Here is a 26,373-nt window from a genome sequence, read left to right as displayed (position 1 = left end):
TAACGGAAAGGTGAGAGGTCGCGATTAGGCTGAAGACCCAGTTCGTGGAACAGTCTCGCCAACCAGCCTGCCATATCCATAGAAACGGTCCGTTGTCCCGCTTTCATCCTGACTTACCGACCACGCGTCGTGCAAACGCACATTTACTGGGGCAAAGTGCGCGTGTACGCCGAAACGAGCAACATCAACATGGGAACTCCATTTATCTCCCCTAAAGGAGTGCAGATTCAATCCTCTGAGGAAACCTGAATCAAGACCTACGGGGACCACTGGATCAAGGGCGGTCTCAAGGAGATAGGCAGTTACCTGACACGTGCAGTCATCCAAACGCCACTGGATGCCTATCTTTCTTGACCTTTGCTCGGTCTGTACTGCTTGGCAAGATAGGGACGTGACCCAGTGTGTAACTCTCTGGGTCCTCCCCGGCACCATGAACAGAGTCAGTTTAGGGCCTTGGCCAGATTTTCATCGATCTTGTCAAGGAACCCCGTCGTCGTCAGCCAGCCTTGATCGGGACCCACGAGCAGGGCCAGATCCTTCGTCATGTGACCAGACTCGACCGTTTCGACAACAACCTTTTCCAGAGTTTCGGCAAATGAACGCAACGCCTCGTTTTCGTCGAGTTTGGCGCGATGCCGAAGGCCGCCCGTCCAAGCGAAAATCGAGGCTATGGAGTTGGTCGAAGTCTTATGGCCTTCCTGATGCTGACGATAATGGCGAGTCACAGTGCCGTGGGCGGCCTCCGATTCGACAATCTTGCCGTCAGGCGTCATGAGAATGGACGTCATCAGACCCAGGGAACCGAAACCCTGTGCTACCGTGTCGGACTGCACGTCGCCATCATAGTTCTTGCAGGCCCAGACATACCCCCCCGACCATTTCAGCGACGAGGCGACCATGTCATCGATCAGCCTGTGCTCATACCAGATCTTCTTGTCCGCGAACGCGTCCTTGAACTCGGTATCGTAGACCTCCTGAAAGATGTCCTTGAACCGGCCATCATAGGCTTTGAGGATTGTGTTCTTGGTGGATAAATAAAGTGGCCAGCCGAGGTTCAAGGCATAGTTGAACGATGCGCGCGCGAAGTCATAGATCGATTTGTCCAAGTTATACATACCCATGACAACGCCGGCTTCGGGCGCATCGAAGACCTCGCGCTCGATAACTTCACCATCGGTACCTTCGAACTTCAGCGTCAGCTTGCCTGCGCCGGGAAAATGGAAATCGGTGGCGCGGTACTGGTCTCCGTAGGCGTGTCGTCCAACAACGATGGGCTTGGTCCAACCGGGAACAAGGCGTGGCACGTTCCTACAGATTATTGGCTGACGGAAGATCACTCCGCCGAGGATGTTGCGAATTGTGCCATTCGGCGATCGCCACATCTTTTTCAGTCTAAATTCCTCGACCCGGGCCTCGTCCGGGGTGATCGTGGCGCATTTGACGGCAACGCCAACCTCTTTGGTCTTCTCGGCTGCGTCTATTGTGATCTGGTCATCTGTGCGGTCGCGTTCCTCCATACCCAAGTCGTAATAGACAAGATCGACATCCAGATAAGGCAGGATCAGTTTCTGCTTGATGATGTCCCACATGATGCGGGTCATCTCGTCTCCGTCCATCTCGACGATGGGATTGGCTACCTTGATCTTGGACATACGTCGCCTCCTGATCCAACCGGCAGAGGCGGCATATCCCAAGCCGGTTAAGAAATAAAGATGGTATGCGATGGTATACAGAAAATTTCGGCGCTTTATGGCCCCCAGTTGGCCCACATCAAGACACAATCGCAGACGATTGTTTCGCGCGAATAGCTACGGGGTTTCATTATGGCTCTGACCTACGACTTTGATATGTTTTCCATTATCCCGACGGATGCACAGGCTCGGTATGGCGATTTGATTGCAGAGCTTGGCGTGCCCGAGACACTGGGAACACAACGTGCATTGTTTCGCGACGCATCGGCAGTTGAAATTCTGAAAGGCGCGTCCGAAGCGGTGAAGAAGTGCCTGATGGACAGCGGCTTCGGACTGAGCGTGTATGACAGCGGCGCCGGATGTGGTCGCTATCCCGCTTCCGACGCACCGGCACGCGCAAAAGTAATCGAACGCCTGATGGAAAACCTTGAGAAGCTTCCGTCCGATGCGGATTGGAATGGGTTCGACATCGAAGCATTCGCAATCGCCGCGTTGACCGCCAAACCACGAGAAATGCCGGCCAGCCCTGTTCCTCTCTTGTATCCCGCACAGGTCGATCAACAACGCGAGACGTCGCATCCTCAGTCAAAAGGAAATGGCGGGGCAATGGATGTTTTTTTTAGCGCTCCCGCCTCGACCCAAGCCAAGACCACGGGAGGAGCCCCAGCCGACATCGACACCTTTTTCAGCAAACCCGCAACGGCGGCAGCGACACAACCACTGCCAAGCGGACCCGACATGGATGCCTTCTTTTCCGCTCCCCCGAAACTGGGCAATGCAGCACAGACCCCACGTGCAATGACCGCAGAAGACATCCGCATGACCATCGACTCAGCGCCGCCTAGAAAGGTCGGAATAGGCGCAGCAAAGATGGGAATGATGGCTCTGGGCCTATTCGTGGTCGTCACGCTTCTAGGAAATGGGAACGGCGCAGCGAAACTGGTCGAGGTCGCAACTGGCGGAAAAATGGTCACTGTGCAGCGATAAATCCCCGAGAAACTGGATCATGCCAGAGTAACCCCGGCTTTGGTCATGCCTTCTTTCGCCGCTGTTAGCGATCCGTCAAGATCAATGGCGCGGCACAGGCTTTGGATGACACGGACCTTGAAGCCCAATCTGGCCGCATCGACTGCGGAGAAGTTGACACAGTAGTCGGTAGCGAGTCCGACCAGAGTGACAGTGTCGACACCGCGAGTCCGGAGATATCCCTCAAGACCTGTCGGGGTTGTCTGATCATTCTCGAAGAAGGCTGAATAGCTGTCAATTTCGCGCCTGAAGCCCTTGCGAATGATCAGGTCGGCCGGACGCATGTCGAGTTTTGGGTGAAACCTGGCACCATCCTCTCCAATAACACAGTGATCAGGCCAGAGGACCTGAGTGCCGTAAGGCATCTCGGTCGTCGTGAAGGCTTCCTTTCCGTCGTGCTGGGACGCGAAGCTAAGGTGATCGACCGGGTGCCAGTCCTGGGTGAAGACCCTGACGGGAAATTCGGGCACGAGCGCATTGATCGGCGCGACGATCTCGTCACCACCAGCAACCGCCAATGCGCCACCAGGGCAGAAATCGTTCTGAACGTCGATGACGAGAATGGCTTCATTTGACGCACGCATGACTGATCTCCTAGGGTTCGGCAGGCCTACCCTACGCCTTGCCGACGAAGGATCAACGGCGTATCTGGCAGGGCCATGTACACAGTCGCCGCTCTCTACAAATTCACACCATTCGACAACCCTGCTGAACTAAAGGAGCCGTTGGCGCGGCTTGCCTGTACTCAAGGCGTGAAGGGAACGCTTCTGCTGGCACGGGAGGGAATCAATGGCACGATCGCCGGAACGCGGGAGGGAATAGACGCCGTACTGGCACATATCCGCAGACTTCCCGGATGCTCTGATCTCGATTGGAAAGAAAGTACTGCCACCGAAATGCCGTTCGCGCGACTAAAGGTCAGGTTGAAAAAGGAAATCGTCACCATGGGGCAACCCGACGTGAACCCGACTGCTGCGGTTGGCGCGTACGTGAATCCCAAGGACTGGAACGATCTGATCAGCGACCCGAACGTAGCGGTAATCGACACTCGAAACGACTATGAAATCGAGATTGGAACGTTCGAGGGCGCGATCGATCCTGAAACCAAAGCATTTGGAGAGTTTCCCGATTGGTGGAGACGCAATCACAACCGCTTCGCCGGGAAAAAGATAGCGATGTTCTGCACCGGGGGCATCCGTTGTGAGAAATCCACAAATTACCTTATCGGACAGGGCGTTGATGAGGTCTATCACCTGAAGGGTGGAATCCTGAAGTACCTGGAAGAGGTTCCGGAGGATCAGAGCCTCTGGAGAGGCGAGTGTTTTGTCTTCGATCAACGTGTGTCGGTTGGCCACGGCCTTGTCGAAGGAGACTACGATCTTTGCTACGCCTGCCGACGACCATTGAGCGCGGAAGGGAAAAAGCACCCTGCCTATGAAAAGGGTGTATCCTGCGCACGGTGCGTCGACGAGTACAGCGATGCGGACCGAACGCGATTCCGCGAACGTCAGCGCCAGATCGATTTGGCAAAAGCGCGGGGGAAAACTCACTTAGGTCAGGACTGATCCCGTCCAACTCCGGCCTCTCCGGAACTGGTTTCCGGCACCTCCATTGCTTCATCGACTTCGGATTCGCTAGCAGACATTGCAATGGTCTGCGGCGTCGTCGTCCGCCCGATAGGACCCGCCTTGAATTCGGATTTTTCACTATCAGCGACCGGCGCGCGCCTTACGATCCGGTAGATTGCCTGGAGGATGATCAGGACGTGAGCCGACGCGGTCGTCAGGAAGAGACCCCGATGACCAACAACGGACATGGCCCAGCCAGCGACAAGTGGTCCAATGATCGAGCCAACCCCAAAGACTAGTAGCAGGCCTCCACTGATCCGGATGAAATTGCCGTCGGCATGATCGTTCGCATGGGCGATGATGATCGGATACATGGCGAAGATGGCGCCTCCGAAAACCCCTGCGAGCGCGAGGTTTGCCCAGCGGTTCTCCGGTGTCGCCAAGACGAAAACGACATCGGCGATCAGGGCGACCAGAGCAACTCCGACCAAGACCTTTCTCCGATCCAGCCGGTCGGAAAGGATGCCAACCGGGATCTGGCTGATAGCGCCGATCAGGATGGGAATTGACGCGAACAGCGCAATTGAACTGATCTCGAGACCAATTCGCGCACCGTATACGGCAGCGAGCGTTCCGAAGGACGCGTTCGAGATGCCCACCATGAAGACAGCAAAGACCGCGACAGGCGAATTGCGCCAAAGCGCGCGGATGTCGAGCTTGACGGAAACCAGCGGTTGTGGCGTTGCCGACGAGCTGGCCGCGGTAGGGATCAGCGCCAGAGAATAGAACATCGCGCCCAGAACGAAAAAGAAATAACCGCTTGAATCTCCCACAGTTAACGTCAATTGGCCCGCGGTCGAAGCGAACAGGTTGACCATGGTGTAGATTCCGAAGATGCGGCCCCGGCTTCTGGCGTCGGCGCGCTCAGACAGCCAGCTCTCAACGATCATCGCAGCACCTGCGAAGCAAAAGCCCTGAAGCGCGCGCAACGGGATCCAGGCATGCGGCGAAAGGATCAGGAGTTGAGCTAGGATGACAATGCCCGCCAGGGAACACATCACGCTAAACGCCCTTATATGTCCCACCCGCTGAACAAGGCGGGCGGTGTAGAGGCAGCCGGAGACGTAGCCGATGGCCCAGCCGGTGCCGAGGAGGCCGAGGGAGAGGTCGGTGAAGCCCTCGGCGGAGCCGCGGACAGGGAGGATCAGCCCGTTGATGCCCCCTGCGAAGAGGAGGAAGAACGAGCCGAGGAGCAGCGCCGAGATGGGCAGGATTTGCCGGACCATGATCCTTTTCCGTCAATACTTCCACAGGGATAGCCCATCACGGCCGGAAGGTCACCCCGGGGAGGGAGCCTGCGTACGGTGGCAACGCACGGAGTGGGCGTTGCCGGAGTGACCTGGAAAGGTTAACGGCCTTGTTTCACTGGGGATACGGGGTTGGACCCCGGTCGGCAAACCGTCTGCAAAGCGTCGGAAAAACGTATGGCACGGGTATGGGCAATTCTGACGGGCCCACCAGATGTGGTGCGGGGATTAACTATCGTGAACAGCCCGCTACGTCAGAGTCCTGCAGGGTTGGGGGCTCTGCCCCCGCTGCCCATTCCGGGCAGCTCCCCCGGGATATTTTGGGGCCGATGGAAGCATTGGGCGCTTTCGCGATTTCCCGTCACCGCACCGCCGCGTGATTGTCCCAGAATGCGACAGCCCTGTCATAGGCCGCCACGTCGAGAGGGACACCGGAGCCGCCTTCGGCGCGGCCGAGGGCATTTCGCATCTGGGTGATCGGGGGCATGGGCGGTTCGACGGGGTCAAGCGTGCCGATGATCGAGACGATGCCCCAGTCGCAGTCGGGGACGGATTGCTCTTCCGCGTAGTCGCGAGCCTCGGCCAGAAGCTGTGCGTGGCTGTACAGGATCACGTCGAGCCAGTTCGCGCGGGGCGCCTCCAGACCTTCGAACCAGCGCTCCAGCACTGCGCGTTCGCCGTCCCGCCGGGCGACATAGCCTGAGCGGAGCAGATGTCGGTTGTCCTCGGTGATGCGTGCGAAGCCGCAGCGTGTGTCGGTGGCGTTTTCAAGGAAGAGATGCTTGCAGAATGGCGCGTAGCCGTCGACCAGGGGCCCGCCTTTCGCATTGGCAGCCGCCACCAGGTCGGCAGGCGTGATGCCGTTGATCCGGGTGCCGGCTTTCTCGGGGTCCCAGTTCTTGAGGGCGAAGTCTGTCATGGCGATCTGCATCGGCGGGCTCCTTTCACCGGAGACCTTTTCACGGGCTGCGCCCGGGTGCCAGACGGTTGCTCTTTCAGTGCCGCTGTTTCATGGTCTGGCAGGGCATTTGAGCTGGCAGCGCTATTGACCATGGCAGGCGAATTTCATTGCGAGAATTGTGGGGCCGAACTGCCCCGGAGATTTCAGCATTCGCGCATGATTGTCTGCCCGTCCTGCGGCAGTACGTCGGTATTGAAGGACGCGGCGTTCCAGCTGGCCGGATCCGGTGGCATGATGCAGGAGGCCCCGACGCTGGTCGTGTTGGGCCAGACCTTGCGGGTTGGCGGGTTGCACCTGACGCCGGCGGGCCATGCCCGCTTCAGCTATGGGCGCGGCTGGTGGGACGAATACTGGTGCCCCGAGAGCGCCGGCGAGACCGGATACTGGCTGAGTGTCGACGAAGGCGATTACGCCGTGGAGCGCCCGCTGCCCGCGGAGGACTGGCCGCGCGCGCGGAACCTGCGGCTGGGGCAGTCGCTGACCGTAGCCGGCGTCGAGTTCACCGTGACCGAGGCCGAGAATGCCACATGCCTGGCGATCCGGGGCGAGTTTCCCGAGGAGCTGACGGTGGGCGAGACCCATCTCTATTTCGATCTGAGCGGGCCGGGCGGCGAGATGGCCACATACGAGGTCTGGGACGGCGGACGCGGCTGGACGCGCGGGTCGTGGATCGACCCGTGGGATGTGCGGGCGGCATGACCGGCGCGGCGGCTCATAGTTTCAACTGCACCCAATGCGGTGCCGGGCAGGACCTGTTGGGTGGCGGGCGCGTCCGGGTGCATGTCTGTTCCTATTGCGGCTCTGAGCTGGACGTTCAGGAGGACTTCCGGGTCATCGCCCGGTTCCGCGATATGCAGCGGCCCGACACGCCCTTCGATCTTGGGATGGAGGGCGTGCTGTGGGGCGTTCCATTCACCGTGATCGGGACCATCGGGTGGCTGGAAGAGCATGCCGGGCGAGTCTGGACCTGGACGGATCACCAGGTCTTCTCGCCCACGCATGGCTATGGCTGGCTGACGGTGGAGGACGGGCACATCACCTATGCCCGGAAGACACGCGACATGCCGCGGCCCGCGGGCCTGAGCAACGCCCTGATCGAATCCGCGGAGCACCGGCCCACGGTCGAGATGGGAGGACGGACCTATCGCTATTATGGCTCGGGCACCGCGCGGCCGACCTTCATCGAGGGCGCGTTCAACTATGTGCCGTCGATGGAGGACCGTATCCGCTATGTCAGCCTGGTCTGCGGGCACAGGATGCTGGACATCGTGGAGCAGGATGGTGAGCGGGAATACGAACTGATCGAATTGCCGAACCGGGCAGAGGTGGTTGACTCTTTCGGGCTGGATGCGGCGCGGCTGCCGCCGCCATTGGGCGTGCATGTTCTGGACGAGATCGAGCGCTCGCCCCTGCAACTGTTCATGCGGAACGTGGCGCTGGGGGCCGGCGCGGTTTCCATCCTTCTGGCGATGGCGTTCTGGTCGATGGGCGAACAAGTTGTGCGGACCGATCGCATGCCTACGACGCGGCCGATCGAGGTGCCGTTCGAGATCACGCGGGGCGACCGGCTGACCAACATCGAAATCTGGGCAGATGCCTCGAACAGCTGGGCCTGGTTCGAGGCGGAACTGCTGGATGACGATGGGGAAACGGTTGCCGCCTTCGAGCGGGGGGTCGAGTATTACTTCGGACGCGAAGACAACGAGAACTGGTCGGAGGGATCGCAGCGCGTCGATACGAAGGTGAAGCTGGCAGCCGGGCGGTACACTCTGGAACTGACGCCCGCGGGCGGCGAGGTGGACTGGACGAACGGTCGGCTGGCGCGCGAGATGCAGGTGACGATCAGCGAGGGGCACACGAACCCGATGTGGCTGATCGCAGCCGGAGTTCTTCTGGCCGGATTGGGCGGCGCGTTCCTGGGTCAGCGGGCGCTGCACAACAAGCGACGCTGGGCCGGCAGCGACTGGAGTGACGACTGATGGTGGTGCGGGTCGTCTTCGTGATCCTTGTGGTCGCAATCGTGGGCACGGCGGCGACGCTGAGCGTGAATGGCGTCTGGGGCGAAAACAGCAACGTGGTTTCGACGCGGGTCGGGTCGCCGGGCGGCGGCTATGGGCTTGGCGGCGGTGTCAAATGAGGAGAGAGAGATGTTTGAAGCGATAGTGCTGGCGGAGGTCGTCGCGACGATCTTCTACACGCTTCTGGGGCTGGTGCTGCTGGGCATCTGCTGGAAGCTGATCGAATGGATCACGCCGTTTTCGCTGCGGCAGGAAATCGAGGAGGATCAGAACCTGGCGATCGCGGTGCTGATCGGGTGCCTGTTCATCGCGGTTTCGATCCTGATCGCGGCCGTGATCCTGAGCTGATGACCGGGGCCCGCGACGCACAGGCGATCTGGCTTCTGGCCGCGACATTCGTCGTCGCGGTCGCGGGGCTGGTTTACGAGCTGATCGCGGGAGCTGTGTCGAGTTACCTGCTGGGGGACTCGGTGACGCAGTTCAGCCTGGTGATCGGGGTGTTCATGACCTCGATGGGGCTGGGGGCGTGGGCGTCGCGCTTCGTGAGCGTGCCGGAGCGGGGGTTCACGCTGAGCCAGGTGTTGCTGGGGATCGTGGGCGGGTTCTCGGCGCCGGTGCTGTTCCTGGCCTATGGGTACCTGGATGGGTTGCACGCGATCCTGTTCTCGCTGGTTATCGCCATCGGGGCGCTTTCGGGACTGGAGATCCCGCTCATCACGCGGATCCTGACTGAGCGGGAGGCAATGACGCATACGTTATCGAGCGTGCTGACGGCGGATTACGCGGGAGCGCTGGTGGCGGCGGTGCTGTTTCCGCTGGTGATCGTGCCGCAGTTGGGGCTGATGGCGGCGAGCCTGACGTTCGGTCTGTTGAACCTGCTGGTTGCGGGGATCTCGGTCTGGCTTTTTCGGGAGCGGATCGGATGGGCGTTGCGCGGGGCCTGGGTGTTCGGGCTGGTGGCCTGTGCGGCGGGGCTGATCTGGTCGGACCGGATCGTGTCGCTGGCTGACCGCGCCTTCTTCGAGGACGACGTGATCCTGGCCGAGGAGACGCCCTATCAGCGGATCGTCGTGACCCATTGGCGCGACCGCTACCGCCTTTTCCTGAACGGCTCGATCCAGTTCGATACGCTGGACGAGCATCGCTATCACGAGAGCCTTGTGCACCCCGCAATGGCGCGCGCGCCGCGCCGGGCGGATGTGCTGATCCTGGGTGGCGGCGACGGGATGGCTGTGCGTGAGGTGCTGCGCTGGGCAGATGTTGAGCGGGTGACGCTGGTGGACCTCGACCCGCGCGTGACGGAACTGTTCCGGGACCGGCCGGGACTGGCTGCGCTGAACGATCGGTCCTTGAGCGATCCGAAGGTGACGATCCTGAACCAGGATGCATGGCTGTTCGCGCGAGAAAGCGCGGAGGTGTTCGACGTCATCATCCTGGATCTGCCTGATCCGAGGGATTTCGCGGTCTCGAAGCTGTACTCGCGCGAGTTCTATGCACCGCTGATGGAGAGGCTATCGCCACGCGGGGTGATGGTGACGCAGGCCGGGTCGCCTGTTTTCGCGCGCGAGGCATTCTGGTCGGTCGTGCGCACATGGGCCGGCACGCGCAATCCGGCGCGGCCGGGAGAGGCGCTGACGTTTGTGCCCTATCACACGTATGTTCCCAGCTTCGGCGACTGGGGTTTCACGATGGTCACGCAAGAGGCGGGTTTCCGGGAGCCCGTGAGTTTGCCGGAAGACCTGAAATACCTGAGCGAAGAGGCATTCACGGCCATGACGGTGTTTCCCGAGGACTCGGGTCCTCTGGATGTTCAACCCAACACGATCCTGTCGCATCCGCTGGTCAGGTACTATGAGGATGGCTGGGCGGCCTGGATGAATTGAAGGCTGATCCGGAGAGTGTTCAGTCGTCGACGATGGCTGCTCGTCCCGGGATCGGCTCCACCGCGCCCAGTCCGCTGACGGTGCCGGCAGCGACTTTTGCGGCACGGGTGGCGGCGAGGCGGAGGTCGCCGGTTTCCAACCAGTAGGCGAGGAGGGAGCCGGCAAAGCTGTCCCCTGCCCCGGCGCTGTCGACCGGCGTGGCCGGGGCCGCCGGAACGTCGAAGCGACTGTCGGGTGTCGCAACGCGCGCGCCGGCCGCGCCGCGTTTGAGGGCCACGATCCTTGCACCGTTTCCGAGGTAGTGGTCTGCGATCGCATCGGGATCGGTGAGGCTGTGCAGCACCGCCGCCTCGTCGTCGCTGGGGAAGACGAGATCGGCTGGAACGCTTGAGAGAACCTTGCGGGCGAGGTCGTCGGACCAGAGGCGCGGGCGATGGTTGAGGTCGAGCGAAACGAGAGTGTCGTTCGCTTTCGCGATTTCGCAAGCTCGAAGCGCGGCTGCCCGCATCGTCTCGGAGATCGCCAGCGTGATGCCGGAGAGGTGGAGAACCCTAGCGGCGGCGATGGCGTCTTCGGGAAGATCAGCGGAGCTATAGAGGCTGGCCGCAGACCCGCGCCTGGCATAGGTGAAGCGCCGACCAGCCGGGTCCGGGTCGATGAAACAAACGCCGGTCGGATCGCCGGGTTTCGTCAAGACGTGGCCATGATCGACGCCTTCTCGGGTCCAAAGAGCGCGCATCGCCTCGCCGAACATGTCGTCGCCAACCGCGGTCAGATAACCGGTTTTCGCGCCCTGCCGGGCGGCGGCGATGATCGCCGTCGAAGTGTCGCCACCAAAGCCCTGCACGTAAGCGGGACGCCCGTCGATGGGATCGGGCAATCGGACCATCTCGATCAGGGGTTCTCCGATACCGAGGATATCAGCGGCCATTCCAAACCCCGCCCTCACGGTTCTTTGGCGCGGCCTTTGCGATGGGAGCCGCACGGGTTGCGGATTGCTGGCCCTGGATGCGGCTCAGGATCAAACCGCGGTGGCGTCCGGGTGTCAGCGCCTTGAAGCCTCTGACCAAGTCAGGGTCGGCGCTCTCGGCCTCGTCAGAAATCGAGGTTCTCCACGCTGAGCGCGTTCTGCTGGATGAACTCTCGGCGAGGTTCGACGACGTCGCCCATCAGCTTGGTGAAGAGGTCGTCGGCTTCGGCCAGATCCGCGACCTTGACCTGCAGGAGCGTGCGCGCCTCGGGGTCGAGCGTCGTTTCCCAGAGCTGGTCGGGGTTCATCTCGCCCAGACCCTTGTACCGCTGGAGGCTTAGGCCCTTTTCACCCTCGTCAAGGATCGTCGCCAGAAGTCCGAGGGGGCCGTAGACAGGCACCTCGCGGTCCCGGCGGACGAGTTTTGCCGGCTGGGAGTAGACTTCGTTCAGAGCGTCCGTATAGCCGCCGAGCCGCCGGGCTTCGCCCGAGCGGAGAACCGGTCCGTCGAGCGTGCGCACTTCCTCGACCCCGCGCAGAACGCGCGTCAGGCGAATGCCGTGGTCCTGCGTGATCCGGCCGTGCCATCCGCGTTCGTACTCCAACGCGACAAGATCGAGGCGTCGGGCGACAGCGTCGGCGGTGCCCTGAAGATCGGCGTCGACCTGACCCGGGCGGAAGGCGCCGGCGATGGCGGCCTGTTCGAGGATGGTTTGCGGGTAGTGCGTCGGGAAGGCCTGGAGGACGCGGCGCACCTGGCGGGCTTCCTCGACCACGCGGCCGAGATCCTGCCCGACGATCTCTTCGCCCGAGCCAAGGCGCAGCACCGCGCCTTCGACACCCATCTGGATCAGGTAGTCGTCCAGCGCGACCTGGTCCTTGAGATAGACCTCGGACTTGCCGCGCGCGACTTTGTAGAGCGGCGGCTGGGCAATGTAGAGATATCCACCCTCGATGATCTGAGGCATCTGACGGAAGAAGAACGTCAGCAGAAGCGTGCGGATATGCGCCCCATCGACGTCGGCATCGGTCATGATGACGATCTTGTGGTAGCGCAGTTTCGAGATGTCGAACTCGTCACGCCCGATGCCGGTGCCAAGCGCGGTGATCAGCGTACCAATCTCCTGGCTGGAGAGCATCCGGTCGAAGCGGGCGCGTTCGACATTGAGGATCTTGCCGCGCAGAGGGAGCACGGCCTGGTTGGCGCGGGCCCTGCCCTGTTTGGCTGAGCCACCTGCGCTGTCGCCCTCGACGAGGAACAGTTCGCGGAATTCGGGGCGCTTTTCCTGGCAATCGGCCAGTTTGCCGGGCAGCGAGGCGACGTCGAGCGCGGATTTTTTCCGCGTCATCTCGCGGGCCTTCCGCGCCGCTTCGCGCGCAAGGGCGGCCTCGACGATTTTGGTGACGATCATCTTGGCAGGGCCGGGATTCTCTTCGAACCATTCAGCCAGTTTTTCGTTCATCAGACCCTCGACCGCCGGGCGCACCTCGGAGGAGACGAGCTTGTCCTTGGTCTGGGACGAGAACTTGGGGTCGGGCACCTTGACGGAGAGAACGCAGGTCAGGCCTTCGCGGGCGTCGTCGCCGGTGAAGTTGATCTTTTCCTTTTTCGCGATGCCGGACGACCCCGCGTAGAGGTTGATCGTACGCGTCAGCGCGCCCCGGAAACCAGCGAGATGCGTGCCGCCGTCGCGCTGGGGGATGTTGTTGGTGAAGGGCAGAACCGTCTCGTGGTAGCTGTCGTTCCACCACATGGCCACCTCGACGGTGATACCTTCACGCTCGCCCTCGATGAAGATCGGCTCGTCGATCATGGGCTGCTTGTGGCGATCGAGATAACGGACGAATTCACGGACGCCGCCCTCGAAGAAGAACTCGGTCTCGAGGGCTTCGGCCGGGCGCTCGTCGCGCAGGAGGATCCGGACGCCGGAGTTCAGGAACGCCAGTTCGCGAAGGCGGTTCTCGAGCGTCTTGAAGCTGTACTCGAGGTTCGAGAACGTGTCGGTCGAGGCGAGAAAGCGCACCTCGGTGCCTTTCCGGCCGTTGGCGTCGCCCACGACCCGCAGATGCTCTGTCGTCTCGCCGCGCTCGAAGCGGGCGAAATGCTCTTTGCCCCCACGCCAGATGCGCAGTTCAAGCCATTCGGACAGCGCGTTCACAACCGAGACGCCCACGCCGTGCAGACCGCCCGAGACCTTGTAGGAGTTCTGGTCGAACTTACCACCTGCGTGCAGCTGGGTCATGATGACCTCGGCCGCCGAAACGCCTTCCTCGGCGTGCAGATCGACCGGAATGCCACGTCCGTTGTCGCTGACCGAAACACTGGAATCGGCGTGAATCGTGACCGTTACGGCGTCGGCATGGCCAGCCAAAGCCTCGTCGATGCCGTTGTCGACGACTTCGTAGACCATGTGGTGCAGGCCAGACCCATCGTCGGTGTCGCCGATATACATACCGGGACGCTTGCGGACCGCCTCTAAGCCTTTGAGAACCTTAATGGAATCCGCGCCATATTCTTCCGGCGCCGCTGCGGCCTCTGCCATGCCGTTCTTCCTTGTTGTGACAGGGGAAAATATAGGCGTTTTCAAGGGGTTTGTCACGCCCGACACACAATATTTGGTGGTTTTTTGCGGTTCGCCTCCCGCGGGCGGCGAACCGTGTTTCGGCACCCGAACGGAAAGCGCGACCGCCGGAGCCGATTTCTCAGGTGAAGGGAATCACGAGACCGACGGCGATCAGAAGGATACCTGCCGTTACATTGGTCCGCCGAAGCGCCTCTGGAGAGGTCAGAAGCTGCCGTGCCTGCCCGACGAACCTGGCCAGCACAAGGTTGCCCAGAAGCGGCACAATCATCGAGAGAAAGCAGATTGCTGCAATGTCCGGCCAGGTCAGCAAGCTCAGATCGAAGAAGCCCGGCAGGACGCCCATGTAGAACAGGATCGCCTTCGGATTACCGAGGATGACGACGACCCCCGCCATGAAGCCCGCCCACATGCCCGGGCGCGTCAGGCGGCTGTCGGTGGCGATCGTGGCGTCGCGGTTCCGGATGATCAGCCAGCCCATGCCAAGGAACATCAGGCAGGCGATCCAGCGGAGCGCGATCATGAAGCCATCGAAAACCGACACGATCCAGGTAACGCCCAGGACAGCGACCAGGGGCCAGATTACATCACCGACGACAACGCCAAGCGCGAGTGGCCAGGCGGCGTGGAAACCGCCGGACATGGCGCGGGCGATCAGCGCGACCCAGACCGGGCCGGGTGTGAGAAAGAGGATGAAGAGAGCGCCTGCATAGAGAGCGGCGTCGGTCAGCGTGATGGTCATCTGCGTCTGTGCGCCCCCGGCACGGCGATCCGCCTGTAGGATTTCCGCAAGCGGCAGGTTTTCATGCCTCGTCAGGTATCGTGATACGCCCGGCATTGTCGATGGGCCAAAAAGGATTGTGCGCGATTTCCCAGACGTGGCCATCCGGATCGGCCCAGTAACCCGAATAACCACCCCAGGGCGCTTCCTCGGGTCTTTTCAGCGCCGTTGCGCCGGCCTGCATCGCCGCTTGCCATGCGGCATCCACCGCCTGCCGGTCCGGAAAGTTCTGGGCGAGTGTCATCGCGCCGGTGCCCAGAACGGAATCAGGTCGGCCCTGGTCCCGGGCGAGATCGTCGAGACCGAAAAGGCCAAGCCCCATGCCATCCATCTTGTAGAACACGACACCCGGGGGCGAGTCGACAGGCCGCCAGCCGAGCGCCGCGTAGAATTCCCGGGCCCGGTTCAGGTCTGCGGTTCCGAGGGTAATCAGGCTGACGCGCTGGGGTGTCATCGTGGCTCCTTTTCGGCGCTTCGCCTTGCGGCGGATGACGGCCCTCCTAGTCCAGATCGAGACCTTCGGCAAAGTAAAGCGCCTGATCGATCGACTCAACGATGCAGTCGACCAAGCCTTCGCCTACGTAGTCGTACCATTCCGATGCCGCAGTCCCCCCGACCATAATGGACGGAGGATCGGTGCAGTCCTTCAGCCGGGTGGCAAGCGCAAGAATGTCCGTAAGGCGGTCATGGTTGCCCGCCGTCAGGCCGACGAGACGGCTGCCGCAGGCCCGCACCTCCCGGACGATCTCGTCGGGGTCGCAGGCCAGCAGAAGCTCGACCTCCATGCCTTTCTGGCGAAACGCCTCGGTCGCAAGGATCAGGCCGAGCGTGTGCCCCTGTTTCGGAAGGCTGGCGAACACGATCCTGTTGCCGGAAGTCACCGCAGGGTGGCCGAAGGCGCGTCGCGTCATGGAGTTGATCCGCAGGAGTGTCGACGTTCCCACCGTCACGTCGATGAGGGACAGCCTGTCGGCGCTCCACGAGGCGCCGATGTGGCGGGCGGCTTCGGCGAAGAGCGCCTCGGCGATCTGCTGATAGCTTCGGCCATCGGTGCGCTGCTTCTGGATCAGCTCCATGCCCTTCGTCGCGTCACCCGCGAGGATCGCATCGACGAAGGCGCGCAGTGCCTGGGGCGTGGCCGAAGCGCCCGGCTGCGTATCCCAATCCCGGCCTGCAAGCCGACGAAGCGCCTCCCGTGCCAATCCTGCCACGGGTTCCTGCGCCTTGTCCCAGTTGTGACCCAGCTGTCGCACGTCACCGACCGCGTCGTCGGATTGCGCGTTGTTCAGCGATGGTTTCTTCCGCACGATGACCCTCTTCGAGATCAATATAACCAGCAGAAAAAAAAGTATGTTCGTGTTCGTTCATTCATGTGCTCCGGACACATGACAACCCAGACACCCCTCGCCCCGGAGACAGACTGAAGGTTAACCTGAGTCTCGTGATCGAGTCAAAGACGCGTCCGTTCCGCGATGCTGGTTCCGTCTGTTTCACGGACGGTCAGGTGCTGCGCGCGGTCTCCGAGAGTTTCGAACAGTTCCGGCCCGGTGCCCGTCATCCAGGCCTGTGCGCCAAGAGCGCAGATTTCGTCGTAGAGCGCGGCGCGCCTGTCGGCGTCGAGATGGGCGGCGACCTCGTCGAGAAGGATCAAGGGCGGCGTGCCGGTGTCTTCGGCCAACGCGCGGGCGTTGGTGAGAACGAGGCTGATCAGAAGCGCCTTCTGCTCGCCGGTGGAGCATTGGGCGGCGGGCACGCCCTTTGCGGTGTAGGTTGCGAAGAGATCCGCCCGGTGCGGGCCGATGAGCGTTCGACCGGCGCGAAGATCCGTCTGCCGATTGTCCGCAAGCGCGGCGGCCAGCTTGTCCGAGGAGTCGGGCAGATCGCCGTCGGGATGGGTCAGGGCCAATTCGGCCGTCGGGAAGGCGGTCTCTGCGCCATCCTGCGCGACGGCGAGGCGCGAGAGCGCAGCGTGACGGTTCCGGGTGACGGATTCGCCCGCCTCGGCCATCTGGCGTTCGAGAGCGGTGTACCAATGGGCGTCGCGGACCATGTCCTTCAGGAGACGGTTCCTTTCGCGCATGGCCTTCTCATAGGTCAGCACGACCTCGGCATGGTCGGGGATGAAGCTGAGGGTGATACGGTCCAGAAACCGGCGGCGATTGTCAGCGCCTTCGATCCAGAGCCGGTCCATGGAGGGAACCAGCCAGACGATCCGGGCGATGCGCGAGAGCGCGACCTGCGGGCAGGTCTTGCCGTCGATCCTGACCACCCGCGGCTCGCCGGGCATGGCGGAGGTTTCGACCTCGTGCCCGCCCGAGAGGACGGCGGTGATCTTCCAGCCCAGCGCCTCGGGTCGGCGGATCAGCTCCTCGGCAGTCGCGCGGCGGAGACCACGGCCGGGCGACAGGAGCGAGACCGCTTCGAGGATGTTCGTCTTGCCTGCGCCGTTCGGGCCCGAGATCGCTACAGGGCGCGCATCGAGGCTGAGCGCGGTTCTCCGGTGGGACCGGAAATGCGAGAGGGTGAGTTCAGCGACGTGGGTTGTCACACACGCATCGGCATGACCACGTAGACCGCGGTCTCGTCATTGCCTTCGCGCATCAGCGTGGGATCGCCCGACGAGTTGAACAGGAACACGGCGTTCTCGCGGTCGACCTGGCTGGCGATTTCCAGAAGGTACTTGGCGTTGAAGCCGATCTCAAGGTGATCGTCCTGGTAAGCGACGCCCAGTTCCTCTTCCGCCGCGCCCGAGTCCGGGGCGTTGACGGAGAGCACCAGCCGATCCTCGTCCAGCGAAAGCTTGACGGCGCGCGACCGCTCGGAACTGACGGTCGCCACGCGGTCCACCGCCTGCGCGAAGTCGGAAGCGTCGACCTCAAGCCGGCGGGTGTTGCCCGTCGGAATGACGCGCGAATAATCCGGGAACGTGCCGTCGATGACCTTGGAGGTCAGCGTGATGCCGGGAGTCGCGAAACGGACCTTGGTTTCCGAGACGCTGACGGCGATCTGGGCCTCGTCGTCTTCCAGCAGCTTCCGCAATTCGCCCACGGTCTTGCGGGGCACGATCACGCCGGGCATGTTCTCTGCCCCATTGGGCAGCGGCGCGTCGATCCGCGCAAGCCGGTGACCGTCGGTGGCCACGCAGCGCAGCACCTGCGATCCGCTCGCGTCGGCGACGTGCATGTAGACGCCGTTCAGGTAGTAGCGGGTCTCCTCGGTCGAGATCGCGAACTTCGACTTGTCGAACAGGCGGCGCAGCACCGGGGCGGGCGCGGCGAAATTCGCCTCGTACTCGGACGAGGCCATGACGGGGAAGTCCTCGCGCGGCAGCGTCGCCAGCGAGAAGTTCGAGCGGCCTGCATCCACCGACATGCGCCCGGATGCGCCATCATCGGTGATGGTCACCAGAGCGCCGTCAGGCAATTTGCGCACGATTTCGTGGAAGGTCACGGCGCTGACCGTTGTGGCGCCGGCACGTTCGACCTTGGCCGGGGCCTGATCGACGACTTCGATATCAAGATCGGTTGCCCGGAAACTGACCTGGTCGCCATCGGCTTCGATCAGGACGTTGGCGAGGATCGGAATTGTGTTCCTGCGTTCGACCACGGACTGCGCCTGTGCGACCGCTTTCAGAAGCGCTGCGCGCTCGATCGAGAATTTCATGGCCCTCGCTCCGTAAAGTCCCGGGACGGCAAAACTATCTATTTTCGGCCCGGACGCAAATGGTTTCGGGGACTTTGATTCGAAGGGCCGACCGGGTCAAGGGCTGCGCTGCAGCATCAGGCCGCGAAAATGAGTGTGGACGCCTTCCAGAAGAGCACAATCGAGAGAATGAACAGCAGAACCTCGATCACGCGCACATATGTCTGGTCGGCGAGGCGCTTCACGATCTGGCGTCCCAGCGCGGTGCCCAGAATCCCGACGGCGGTCAGAACGGACACCAGTGGCCAGGGAATGTTCTCGAAGAGGCCCAGCGCGGAGTAGCCGGGCAGCTTGGCGAGGTTCGTCACGGCAAAAGAGATGGCCATGGTCCCGGCGAAGGTGAGCCGGGGAAGCTTTTGCGGGAGGAGAAAAGCCTGTGCCGGAGGAGCGCCGGAATGCGTGATGAAGGTAGTGACGCCCATCAGGGCGCCCCAGAGGACGCCCGGCACCACCGCCGCCGGCTTTGGAGGCGCGAGGCCGGCTTTTCCGATCCAACTTCGGAGACAGTACCAAAGCCCGACGGAGCCGGTGATGGTAAGCAAAAGAGCCTCGGGCGTGTAGGGGATTATGAAGGTCGCGATGACGATCCCGGCAAAGGCCGAGGGAACGAGAATTGCTATGTTCCGGCCCGAGTAGTCACGCCGATAGAGCCAGACAGCGAACCAGTCGGTCACGATCAGGATCGGCAAGAGAAGCGCCGCCGCTTCCAGCGGGTTCATGAACACCGCGAGAAACGGAACGGCGAGCGTGCCAACCGTCGACAAGCCACCCTTGGCCAGGCCGATCATAAGCGCCGCGATCAGCAGCCAGACGAGATGATCGGTCATTTACCGGCTCTGGAAGGGATGGATCGGATTTCGAACGGTCGGGCCTTGCGTCACGCCTCTAGGGAACGCCGGAGAAGTTCCAGATCGTCGGCGATCTGGCTGTCCTTCTGCATCAGTTCCTCGATCTTCCTGACGCCATGCATGACTGTCGTGTGATCCCTGCCGCCGAACCGGCGACCGATCTCGGGGAGAGACCGCGAGGTCAGTTGCTTGGCGAGATACATGGCGACCTGTCGGGGCCGCGCGAAGGTACGCACGCGCTTCGGTCCGATCATGTCGCTGAGGCGGATATTATAGTGGTCGGACACCTTGCGCTGGATTTCCTCGACCGTGATCTTGCGATCCGAGGCGCGGAGGATGTCCGCGAGGCAGTCCTGCGTCAGTTCCATCGTGACTTCGCGACCGACGAGCGCGCCGAAGGCGAAGAGGCGCATTAGCGCACCCTCAAGCACGCGAACGTTGGAGGAGATGCGATGCGCGAGGAATTCGAGCACGCCGTCCGCGATCTCGAGGTTCGGGAACTGCGCCGAATACTGGTCGACCTTCTGCTGCAGAATGCCGAGGCGGAGTTCGTAGTTCGTCGGGTGCAGATCGACGACGAGACCCGATTGCAGGCGGCTGACGATACGCTCCTCGATGCCGCTGATCTCGGTTGGCGCACGGTCGGCCGAGATGATGACCTGCTTGTTCTGATCCACCAGCGCGTTGAAGGTATGGAAGAACTCTTCCTGCGTGGCGTCCTTGCCGGCGATGAACTGGACATCGTCCACCATCAGCACGTCGACCGAGCGGAAAAGCTGCTTGAAGGCGATCATGTCCTTGTCGCGGAGCGCCTGCACGAAACGGTACATGAACTGCTCGGCCGACAGGTAGACGACCTTCAGGTCGGGCGAGCGTTTCTTCAGCTCCCAGGCGATGGCGTGCATCAGGTGCGTCTTACCAAGACCGACGCCGCCATAGAGGAAGAGCGGGTTGAATGTCACGACATCGCCTTCGGCGACGCGGCGCGCGGCAGCATGGGCCAACTCGTTCGGCTTGCCGACGACGAAGCTGTCGAAGGTAAAACGGCTGTCGAGCGGCGCGCCCGGCATGGCCTCCACATCGTTCGCCGCAACAGCGGCCGGTTCGGAAACGGTGGTCGGCGACGCCTTTTTGGCAGGCCTGGATTTTGCGACGCCGTTCGGAACAGAGAAACGAACGCGGTGCACGCCCTGCCCCGCATCGGTCAGTTCGCGAAGGATGTGGTCACCGAAATTGCGGGAAACCCAGTCTCCCATGAATTTCGTCGGAACAAGGAACGTCGCAACGCCCCCGTCGAGATCGGCGAATTCAAGCGGCTCGATCCAGTTGACGTAATTGTTCCTGCCCACTGTCTTGATGAGGTTCTCGCGTATTTCGCCCCAAGTTTCATTCGTCATTATCGTTTGACCCGATCCGTAATCTTGTTCTTGTAGCCGCCAGCCTGAGCCAGCCCCGGATCGTCCAGTTTTCTGGATTTCACCGGTGTCCCTACGATCTACCTGCCATCGGATCATCCGAGACGCGCCGAAGCGCGGTCCGGTACGAAACGCCACGAAATCGACAGCAAGACGGAGGCCATTGCCCGGCCGTTTGTCCAACTGTCGCACACGCGACGACGCATTACTCTCGGACATGGCCGGAAAGCAGTTGCACCGCCACGTGCGGTGCATCCCATGTTCCCAGCCAGGGAGTGTCGACACTACCCAATCGACACGAACCCCGAAGTCAAAGAGACGAGCTGTTGATTTCCCACTCAAACATTTCCGCTGCGCCGGATGTACTCTCCAAACCAACAGCGGAAGCCCGCCTCGACAACCATGTCCCCCCAAGGACGAAGTGAATCGCATCGTCAAGCTAGCCTTCGTGAGGCGTCGCGATCAACAGACCTTTGCGCTTGACTCTGCAATTGCCCGGGCGAATCCGGCGGCCGTGGCGAAATTGCTAAATTGACTCAATGGTAAAACGAGAATCAAAAAAAAACGCGCCCGGCCGGGCGCGTCTTTCCTGCGGTATACAAGAGGCCTCAGCCGATGGCTTTGACGCGGGCAGCAAGGCGCGACATTTTGCGCGATGCGGTGTTCTTGTGATAAACGCCCTTGGTCACGCCGCGCATCAGTTCGGGCTGAGCAGACTTGAGAGCGGCGGCGGCGGCGTCCTTGTTACCGGAAGCGATCGCGTCCTCTACCTTGCGGAGAAACGTCCGGATGCGCGAACGGCGGGCCTTGTTGACTTCAAGGCGGCGCGCGTTCTGGCGTGCGCGCTTTTTGGATTGTGGCGTATTGGCCATGTGTCGTGTTCCCTCTTGCGGGTTAGTTGATCCTGTTTGCGCAACGCCACCCGCACCGGGAATGAACCGGTTCGATTCAAGCCAAAGCGGGCCACACGCGCATGTAAGCGCGGCGCATACGCCATTCGGCCCGGTTTGAAAAGCCCTGAATCGAGTCGCAGGGTCACTTGTCGCGGAACTGCGCCTCGCGCTTCTCCAGGAAAGCCGACATGCCTTCTGCCTGGTCCTCGGTCGCGAAGAGCGAGTGGAACAGGCGGCGTTCGAACAGAAGACCCTCGCGCAGAGTGGTCTCCTGGCTGCGGTTCACGGCCTCCTTGACGGCCATCACGGTCAGCATGGATTTCTCGGCGATCTTGTTCGCGGCCGCCATGGCCTCTTCCATCAGTTTCTTGGCGGGAACGACGCGACTGACGAGACCGGCGCGTTCGGCTTCCTCGGCATCCATGAATCGGCCGGTCAGGTGCATTTCCATGGATTTGGCCTTGCCGACTGCGCGGGTCAGGCGCTGGGTTCCCCCGATTCCCGCAACGACGCCGAGGTTGATCTCGGGCTGGCCGAACTTGGCCGTGTCGGCAGCGATGATGAAGTCGCAGATCATCGCCAGTTCGCACCCGCCACCCAGCGCGTAGCCGGAAACAGCCGCGATGATCGGCTTGCGGCAGTTCTGGATGACCTCGATCTCGGCGGCGAACATGTCGGAGGCAAAGACCTCGACGAAGCTCTTTTCAGCCATCTCCGAGATATCCGCGCCCGCGGCGAACGCTTTTTCGGACCCGGTCAGAACGATACAGCGCACCTTGTCGTTCCCGGACGCCTCCTGAACCGCATCAGCCAGTTCGGTCAGAAGTTCGGCGTTCAGCGCGTTCAGCGCATCAGGCCGGTTGAGGCGGATCGTCGTGATGTGGTCTTCGGTCTCGACGATGATCGTCTTGTAGGCCATGTCGCAGATGCCCCCATTGTTGGACTGGAGGCTAGGCTTAGCACCGGTGGCACCGGGATCAAGGCTATCTTTGACAGCGCGGACAGTAGAAACTGGAGCGCCCGGACTGGACGATGCGCGCAATCGTGCCGCCGCAACCAGGTGTCTGGCACGGCTGGCCCTCGCGGTCATAGGTGCGGAACGTGTGCTGGAAGTAGCCCAGTTCGCCGTCTGCCTGCCGATAGTCGCGCAACGACGAGCCTCCGGCCTCGATAGCCTCGGAGAGCACTTCGCGGATGATCGGCACAAGCGTTCGGACACGCGCCTCGCCAATGCGGCCCGCTTTGCGGACAGGCGAGATTCCGGCCCGGTAGAGCGCCTCGCAGACGTAGATGTTGCCAAGACCCGCGACGATGCGCTGATCCAGGAGCGCGGCCTTGATCGGCGTGTTGCGACCTTTTAGGCGCTGGACGAGGTAATCCTCGTGAAAGGTATTGCCGAGTGGCTCAGGCCCGAGGTCGCAGAGGAGCCAGTGGGTCTCGACGGAGTGGGTCGGCGCAAGGTCCATCGCACCGAAGCGGCGGGCGTCGTTGAAGGTGACGCGCGCGCCGTTTGCCATGTGGAACACGACGTGGTCGTGCTTTTCCGGCGCCGGGTGGTGGTGGTGAAACTGGCCCAGCGGATCGCCCGAAATCAGGGTGCGGCCCGACATGCCAAGGTGAATGATCAGCGTCTCGCCGGTCGAGAGATCAGCGAGGATATATTTCGAGCGGCGGCGGAGCGCATCGACCCTCGCGCCGCTGAGGCGGTCGGCCATGCGTTCGGGGAAAGGCCATCGCAGATCGGGGCGATTCACATCGGCCTTGGCGATAACCACGCCTTCCATGGCGGGCTGGAGACCACGGCGGACGGTTTCGACTTCAGGGAGTTCGGGCATCAGTGGCAATTTCCCACAGGGGGATCGGATTGTAACGGCGCATCAGCACCCTATAAGAGAGGTCATTCGACAAGGATCACAAGTGCTCATGCCGGACAAGAGTAACAAGACCACCCATTTCGGAGCGCGCGAGGTGCGCGAGGACGAGAAAGCCGGCCTGGTGCATGGCGTCTTCACCAACGTCGCCTCGAAATACGACGTGATGAACGACGTGATGTCGGTGGGAATCCATCGCCTCTGGAAAGACGCGATGATGGACTGGCTTGCGCCGCGCGACGGTCAGCGCCTGCTGGACGTGGCGGGCGGCACGGGCGACATCGCTTTCCGGTTCCTGAAGCGCGCGCCGGGGGCCAGCGCGGTGGTGCTGGATATGACCGAGTCGATGCTTATCGAAGGACGGAAGCGCGCCGAGGCGGAAGCCTTGGCGGACAAGCTGAACTGGATCACGGGCGATGCCATGGCACTGCCCTTCGAGGATAACAGCTTCGACGTCTATACCATCAGCTTCGGTATCCGGAACGTGACCCGCATTCCCGATGCGCTGTCGGAAGCTTACCGGGTGCTGCGCCCGGGCGGGCGGCTGATGGTGCTGGAATTCTCTCAACTGCCGAACGAGGGGCTGCAGAAGCTTTACGACCTCTATTCGTTCAACGTGATTCCGCGGATGGGACAGGCGATTGCCGGGGACCGGGACAGCTATCAGTACCTGGTTGAGTCAATCCGCCGCTTTCCGGATCAGGAGACCTTCGCCGCCATGATCCGGGACGCTGGATTCGGGCAGGTCAAGTACCGCAACCTGTCAATGGGCATCGCGGCTCTGCACTCGGGGTGGAAGCTCTAGGTGCGCGGTCCCCACAACATCCTGCGGCTGATCCGCACCGGCGCGACTTTCGAGCGGACAGGTGCGATGAATGTCGTGCTGGAGGCGTTCAACGCGCCTCCGTCTCTCAGGGTCGCGGCGCGCATCCTTGGCTGGCCGTTCAAGTGGCTGGGCTACAAGGGCGATCCGAACCTGCCGCCCGCCACCCGCGCGCTGACGGCGCTGGGTCCGGCCTATATCAAGTTCGGGCAGATCCTGTCGACGCGGCCGGACGTGGTGGGCGACGACCTGGCTTTGCAGTTGCGGGTGCTTCAGGACAAGCTGCCTCCGTTCCCCACCGCAGTCGCCAAGGCGATGGTGGCGCGCGAGTTGGACACGCCGGTCGACGAACTGTTCAGCGATTTCTCCGAGCCAGTGGCCGCGGCCTCGATCGCGCAGGTGCACAAGGCGCACCTGGCCACGACGGGCGAGCCGGTGGCAGTCAAGGTGCTGCGGCCGAAGATCGAGCAGGCGTTCCAGCGGGACATCGACGCCTTCTACTTCGCCGCAAAGCTGATCGAAACGCTGGCCCCTTCGGCCCGGCGGCTGCGCCCGATGGACGTGATCGAGCACTTCGAAGGCGTGGTGATGGGCGAGCTGGATCTTCGCCTTGAGACGGCCTCGGCCGCCGAATTCGCGGCCAATACCGCGGGCGACGAAGGGTTTCGGGTGCCGGAGGTCAAGTGGTTTCTGTCTTCGCGCCGAGTGATGACGCTTGAGTGGGTCGAGGGCATTCCCGCCGGCAACATCACCGAGATCGAGGCCGCCGGGCACGATCGGGAAAAGCTGGGCGAGATGGTGCTGAAGACCTTCCTGAACCACGCGCTGCGCGACGGGTATTTCCACGCGGACATGCATCAGGGGAACCTGAAGATCGCGCCGGACGGAGCGCTGGTGGCGCTGGACTTCGGGATCATGGGCCGGATCGACGAGTACACGCGGCGGGTCTATGCCGAGATCCTGATCGGGTTCATCCGCAAGGACTACCGCCGGGTTGCCGAGGTGCATTTCGAGGCGGGCTATGTGCCCCCGGACCGCGACGTAGACGAGTTCGCGCGCGCCCTGCGCGCCGTGGGCGAACCGATCTTCGGTATGGATGCCAGCCGGATTTCGATGGGCCGGCTGCTGAGCTACCTGTTCGAGGTGACGGAGCGGTTCGGGATGGAGACGCGCACGGAACTGATCCTGTTGCAGCGCACGATGGTGGTGGTGGAGGGCGTGTCGCGTTCCCTGAACCCGCATATCAACATCTGGAGTGCCGCCCGGCCTATCGTGGAGCGCTATATCGCGGAAAACATCGGACCGAAGGCTCTTGTTCGCGACCTTGTGAAGACTGCGCGCGTGCTGAGCCGGTTCGGCCCCCGGCTTCCCGAGCTGGCAGAGGCCGCGCTGACACGCGAGGCGCAGCGTGCCGAGGCGCGGCCCGAACCGGCGCCGGCGCGAAAGGGCCTGTACCTGGCTGCTGGCGCAGCGCTGGCTGCCGCGGGTTTCGTTCTGGGCCGGCTGATCTAGGAAGCGTTATCGGGACGCCGAAGCGCGGCGACATTTGCGGCGAGAACACCCGTACCGTCGCGCAGCACGATCTCGATGCCGGCGGCTCCCTGCCTTGCCTCCTCGACCATTGCATAGTGCTCGACCGTGGTGATCGAGGTGATTTCACCCGCGTTCAGGCTTTCCAGCTGGAAGGTGTAGGTTCCCGACGGCAGCGGGGCGCCGTCACTTCCGACACCGACCCAGTCCATCGTTCCGGCGCCCAGAGGCACAGGTTCGCGCGAGACCACGCGATCGAACTGGTCGCGGACCACGAGGGTCGCCGCGTCGGATGCCGCATCAGGCGCGGGCGCAAGCGTGATCGGCGTGCCATCGAACGTGGCGGGCGCGGCGACCCGCGCCTCTGTCTAGCCCCCTGTGTATGGGCCACTGATCAGGGGTTTCTCTAATAGGGTTTCAGGAACGGGCGGGCGCATGTTGAGTGCCTGATGCGGCCGGGTGTGATTGTACTGCCTGAGCCAGTGATTGATGACGATCTGAGCT

At 62.3% G+C, this 26,373-nt stretch carries 26 protein-coding genes and 1 pseudogene; 9 read left to right on the top strand and 18 right to left on the bottom strand.

Annotated features, from left to right (window positions below; translation table 11 throughout):
• Nucleotides 1-440 precede the first annotated feature (440 nt).
• The gene (locus tag ACKLNI_RS10290; RefSeq protein WP_413718982.1) at nucleotides 441-1,652 is read right to left on the bottom strand and encodes an NADP-dependent isocitrate dehydrogenase; all 1,212 of its coding nucleotides are present in this window, start codon (nucleotides 1,650-1,652) and stop codon (nucleotides 441-443) included.
• A gap of 171 nt (nucleotides 1,653-1,823) precedes the next feature.
• Between ACKLNI_RS10290 and ACKLNI_RS10285 the strand changes: the two genes are divergently transcribed.
• Nucleotides 1,824-2,678 (top strand): hypothetical protein, encoded by an 855-nt coding sequence (locus ACKLNI_RS10285; RefSeq protein WP_413718981.1) that lies wholly within the window; start codon nucleotides 1,824-1,826, stop codon nucleotides 2,676-2,678.
• A gap of 17 nt (nucleotides 2,679-2,695) precedes the next feature.
• Here ACKLNI_RS10285 and pncA read toward each other — a convergent pair whose 3' ends face one another.
• Nucleotides 2,696-3,301: a bifunctional nicotinamidase/pyrazinamidase gene (gene pncA, locus ACKLNI_RS10280; RefSeq protein ID WP_413718980.1), complete on the bottom strand. Its 606-nt coding sequence runs from the start codon at nucleotides 3,299-3,301 to the stop codon at nucleotides 2,696-2,698.
• A 75-nt stretch (nucleotides 3,302-3,376) separates the two neighbouring features.
• On the opposite strand from pncA, the gene trhO reads away from it, so the two are divergent.
• Nucleotides 3,377-4,282, top strand: coding sequence for an oxygen-dependent tRNA uridine(34) hydroxylase TrhO (gene trhO, locus ACKLNI_RS10275; RefSeq protein WP_413718979.1), 906 nt, complete (start codon nucleotides 3,377-3,379; stop codon nucleotides 4,280-4,282).
• Here trhO and ACKLNI_RS10270 read toward each other — a convergent pair.
• A complete protein-coding gene (locus tag ACKLNI_RS10270; protein ID WP_413718978.1) occupies nucleotides 4,273-5,571 on the bottom strand; it encodes an MFS transporter in 1,299 nt (432 codons plus the stop codon). The genes trhO and ACKLNI_RS10270 overlap by 10 nt on opposite strands.
• A 382-nt stretch (nucleotides 5,572-5,953) precedes the next feature.
• Nucleotides 5,954-6,523: a DUF3228 family protein gene (locus ACKLNI_RS10265; RefSeq protein WP_413718977.1), complete on the bottom strand. Its 570-nt coding sequence runs from the start codon at nucleotides 6,521-6,523 to the stop codon at nucleotides 5,954-5,956.
• A 120-nt stretch (nucleotides 6,524-6,643) separates the two neighbouring features.
• On the opposite strand from ACKLNI_RS10265, the gene ACKLNI_RS10260 reads away from it, so the two are divergent.
• The 5 genes from ACKLNI_RS10260 to ACKLNI_RS10240 are packed head-to-tail and all read left to right on the top strand — an operon-like array spanning nucleotide 6,644 to nucleotide 10,454.
• A complete protein-coding gene (locus ACKLNI_RS10260) occupies nucleotides 6,644-7,252 on the top strand; it encodes a DUF4178 domain-containing protein (RefSeq protein ID WP_413718976.1) in 609 nt (202 codons plus the stop codon).
• Nucleotides 7,219-8,532: a DUF4178 domain-containing protein gene (locus ACKLNI_RS10255; RefSeq protein WP_413718975.1), complete on the top strand. Its 1,314-nt coding sequence runs from the start codon at nucleotides 7,219-7,221 to the stop codon at nucleotides 8,530-8,532. The genes ACKLNI_RS10260 and ACKLNI_RS10255 overlap by 34 nt, the downstream gene beginning before the upstream one ends.
• A complete protein-coding gene (locus ACKLNI_RS10250; RefSeq protein ID WP_413718974.1) occupies nucleotides 8,532-8,690 on the top strand; it encodes a hypothetical protein in 159 nt (52 codons plus the stop codon). Before ACKLNI_RS10255 ends, ACKLNI_RS10250 begins: the two co-directional genes overlap by 1 nt.
• A gap of 10 nt (nucleotides 8,691-8,700) precedes the next feature.
• The gene (locus tag ACKLNI_RS10245; RefSeq protein WP_413718973.1) at nucleotides 8,701-8,919 is read left to right on the top strand and encodes a DUF350 domain-containing protein; all 219 of its coding nucleotides are present in this window, start codon (nucleotides 8,701-8,703) and stop codon (nucleotides 8,917-8,919) included.
• The gene (locus ACKLNI_RS10240) at nucleotides 8,919-10,454 is read left to right on the top strand and encodes a polyamine aminopropyltransferase (protein ID WP_413718972.1); all 1,536 of its coding nucleotides are present in this window, start codon (nucleotides 8,919-8,921) and stop codon (nucleotides 10,452-10,454) included. Before ACKLNI_RS10245 ends, ACKLNI_RS10240 begins: the two co-directional genes overlap by 1 nt.
• A gap of 19 nt (nucleotides 10,455-10,473) precedes the next feature.
• Here the strand turns inward: ACKLNI_RS10240 and ACKLNI_RS10235 are convergent, their stop codons facing one another.
• The 12 genes from ACKLNI_RS10235 to mutM all read right to left on the bottom strand — a co-directional run bounded on the left by ACKLNI_RS10235 (nucleotide 10,474) and on the right by mutM (nucleotide 23,480).
• Nucleotides 10,474-11,385 carry a sugar kinase gene (locus ACKLNI_RS10235; RefSeq protein WP_413718971.1) on the bottom strand — a complete coding sequence of 304 codons (912 nt, stop codon included), beginning with the start codon at nucleotides 11,383-11,385 and terminating at the stop codon, nucleotides 10,474-10,476.
• Nucleotides 11,386-11,549: 164 nt separating this feature from the next.
• Nucleotides 11,550-13,967, bottom strand: a complete 2,418-nt coding sequence (gyrB, locus tag ACKLNI_RS10230) for a DNA topoisomerase (ATP-hydrolyzing) subunit B (protein WP_413718970.1) — start codon at nucleotides 13,965-13,967, stop codon at nucleotides 11,550-11,552.
• A 160-nt stretch (nucleotides 13,968-14,127) separates the two neighbouring features.
• Nucleotides 14,128-14,748 carry a LysE family translocator gene (locus ACKLNI_RS10225; protein WP_413719108.1) on the bottom strand — a complete coding sequence of 207 codons (621 nt, stop codon included), beginning with the start codon at nucleotides 14,746-14,748 and terminating at the stop codon, nucleotides 14,128-14,130.
• A gap of 61 nt (nucleotides 14,749-14,809) precedes the next feature.
• Entirely contained in the window at nucleotides 14,810-15,241 is a 432-nt protein-coding gene (locus tag ACKLNI_RS10220; protein ID WP_413718969.1) for a VOC family protein, read from the bottom strand.
• A gap of 46 nt (nucleotides 15,242-15,287) precedes the next feature.
• Nucleotides 15,288-16,094, bottom strand: a complete 807-nt coding sequence (locus ACKLNI_RS10215) for a cobalamin B12-binding domain-containing protein (protein WP_413718968.1) — start codon at nucleotides 16,092-16,094, stop codon at nucleotides 15,288-15,290.
• A gap of 143 nt (nucleotides 16,095-16,237) precedes the next feature.
• Nucleotides 16,238-17,335 carry a DNA replication/repair protein RecF gene (gene recF, locus ACKLNI_RS10210; RefSeq protein WP_413718967.1) on the bottom strand — a complete coding sequence of 366 codons (1,098 nt, stop codon included), beginning with the start codon at nucleotides 17,333-17,335 and terminating at the stop codon, nucleotides 16,238-16,240.
• Nucleotides 17,332-18,450, bottom strand: a complete 1,119-nt coding sequence (dnaN, locus tag ACKLNI_RS10205) for a DNA polymerase III subunit beta (protein WP_413718966.1) — start codon at nucleotides 18,448-18,450, stop codon at nucleotides 17,332-17,334. Before dnaN ends, recF begins: the two co-directional genes overlap by 4 nt.
• A gap of 116 nt (nucleotides 18,451-18,566) precedes the next feature.
• Nucleotides 18,567-19,316 (bottom strand): sulfite exporter TauE/SafE family protein, encoded by a 750-nt coding sequence (locus ACKLNI_RS10200; RefSeq protein WP_413718965.1) that lies wholly within the window; start codon nucleotides 19,314-19,316, stop codon nucleotides 18,567-18,569.
• Between the two features lie 50 nt (nucleotides 19,317-19,366).
• Nucleotides 19,367-20,734, bottom strand: coding sequence for a chromosomal replication initiator protein DnaA (dnaA, locus tag ACKLNI_RS10195; protein ID WP_413718964.1), 1,368 nt, complete (start codon nucleotides 20,732-20,734; stop codon nucleotides 19,367-19,369).
• Nucleotides 20,735-21,360: 626 nt separating this feature from the next.
• Nucleotides 21,361-21,624 (bottom strand): 30S ribosomal protein S20, encoded by a 264-nt coding sequence (rpsT, locus tag ACKLNI_RS10190; protein WP_413718963.1) that lies wholly within the window; start codon nucleotides 21,622-21,624, stop codon nucleotides 21,361-21,363.
• A gap of 163 nt (nucleotides 21,625-21,787) precedes the next feature.
• A complete protein-coding gene (locus ACKLNI_RS10185; protein WP_413718962.1) occupies nucleotides 21,788-22,564 on the bottom strand; it encodes an enoyl-CoA hydratase in 777 nt (258 codons plus the stop codon).
• A 64-nt stretch (nucleotides 22,565-22,628) separates the two neighbouring features.
• Nucleotides 22,629-23,480: a bifunctional DNA-formamidopyrimidine glycosylase/DNA-(apurinic or apyrimidinic site) lyase gene (gene mutM, locus ACKLNI_RS10180; RefSeq protein WP_413718961.1), complete on the bottom strand. Its 852-nt coding sequence runs from the start codon at nucleotides 23,478-23,480 to the stop codon at nucleotides 22,629-22,631.
• Between the two features lie 88 nt (nucleotides 23,481-23,568).
• On the opposite strand from mutM, the gene ubiE reads away from it, so the two are divergent.
• Together ubiE and ubiB are read left to right on the top strand one after the other, a co-directional pair.
• Nucleotides 23,569-24,321 carry a bifunctional demethylmenaquinone methyltransferase/2-methoxy-6-polyprenyl-1,4-benzoquinol methylase UbiE gene (gene ubiE, locus ACKLNI_RS10175; protein ID WP_413718960.1) on the top strand — a complete coding sequence of 251 codons (753 nt, stop codon included), beginning with the start codon at nucleotides 23,569-23,571 and terminating at the stop codon, nucleotides 24,319-24,321.
• Nucleotides 24,322-25,851, top strand: a complete 1,530-nt coding sequence (gene ubiB, locus ACKLNI_RS10170; protein WP_413718959.1) for a 2-polyprenylphenol 6-hydroxylase — start codon at nucleotides 24,322-24,324, stop codon at nucleotides 25,849-25,851. It abuts the gene before it with no gap.
• Here the strand turns inward: ubiB and ACKLNI_RS10165 are convergent.
• A pseudogene (locus tag ACKLNI_RS10165) lies at nucleotides 25,848-26,195 on the bottom strand (FlgD immunoglobulin-like domain containing protein); the annotation flags it as partial. The gene ubiB and the pseudogene ACKLNI_RS10165 sit on opposite strands and share 4 nt — an antisense overlap.
• A gap of 42 nt (nucleotides 26,196-26,237) precedes the next feature.
• Nucleotides 26,238-26,360 carry an integrase core domain-containing protein gene (locus ACKLNI_RS10160; protein ID WP_413716966.1) on the bottom strand — a complete coding sequence of 41 codons (123 nt, stop codon included), beginning with the start codon at nucleotides 26,358-26,360 and terminating at the stop codon, nucleotides 26,238-26,240.
• Nucleotides 26,361-26,373: the final 13 nt, after the last annotated feature.

Source organism: Silicimonas lutimaris, assembly GCF_047314965.1.
Taxonomy (GTDB): domain Bacteria; phylum Pseudomonadota; class Alphaproteobacteria; order Rhodobacterales; family Rhodobacteraceae; genus JAVJUV01.
Note: the sequence above shows the minus strand (reverse complement) of the source record. Positions and strands in the feature narration are given on the sequence as shown.